The 1,022-nt window shown below is 43.5% G+C and carries 1 protein-coding gene; it reads left to right on the top strand.

The annotated features are described in order from the left end of the window. The first annotated feature begins 69 nt into the window (after positions 1-69). Entirely contained in the window at positions 70-795 is a 726-nt protein-coding gene (locus tag R8O70_RS26385) for an extracellular solute-binding protein (protein ID WP_318184609.1), read from the top strand. Positions 796-1,022 lie beyond the last annotated feature (227 nt).

Below are 1,022 nucleotides of genomic sequence, written 5' to 3'. Positions count from 1 at the left end.
AAAATAAATACGGTTTGCTGGCTAAGTGGGATGAGCTTTATTACACCTACGGAATAAAATAAATACGGTTTGCTGGCTAAGTGGGATGAGCTTTATTACACCTACGGAATTTTAAACGGTATGGGTGGTGATGTTTTCGCTAAAAAAGACGACGGTTCGTATGATCCTAATAAAATATTATTGAATACTCCAGGGGCAGTAGAAGGCGCGAAATTCATTCAGAAGTTCTATGACTCTAAAGTATTCCCTACAGGCATCATTGGTAATAACGGGCTTAATGCTATCGATTCACTATTCACGTCGGGCAAAGCAGCGATTGTTCAAACTGGTCCTTGGGCGCTCCAGCCTTACAAAGAAGCAGGGATCAACTACGGTGTAGCGCCTCTTCCAAAATTACCATCTGGTGAGCAAATGGGTTCATTTATGGGGGTTAAGAGTTACAGCATTTCCACTTTCTCGAAAAACAAACCTTTAGCGCAAGAGTTTATTACGTTCGTCAATAACTATGACAATGCGAAGCGCCGTTTTGAATTAACTGGAGAGGTTCCGGCAGTGACAAAATTGGTAGACGATCCTGTTATCAAGAATGACCCAGGTGCAAGTGCAGTGGCGATGCAATCCATTCACGCTACGTCTATGCCTTCCATTCCTGAAATGAACGAAGTGTGGGGCCCTGCGAACAGCGCACTTCAGTTGATTGCAACGAATAAACAAGATGCGAAAAGTGCACTCGACTCTGCAGTAGACAGCATCAATATGCAAATAGAAGCTAACCACGCAATGATGGGCCAATAATTTAAAGATATTGTTCTGGCGAAAGCAATTGTCGGCCCTATATAACCATCTTGGGCTGGGGCTGACAGACGCCAGAAGTTTTCCGAAATGGAGTTGTAAGTGATGTCTGACATGAGTGAACATTTTGAGCATAACTCGGGGCTATATCGATCCCAACGGTTTACTGCCTCCTTACTTGCGCTAATTCCTGGCTTTGTCCAGTTTTATAACCGCCAGTATGTAAAAGG

Origin of the sequence: Vibrio sp. 779(2023), assembly GCF_033344285.1 — a bacterium.
GTDB lineage: Bacteria > Pseudomonadota > Gammaproteobacteria > Enterobacterales > Vibrionaceae > Vibrio > Vibrio alginolyticus.
This window is presented reverse-complemented; position numbering and strand designations above follow the sequence as displayed.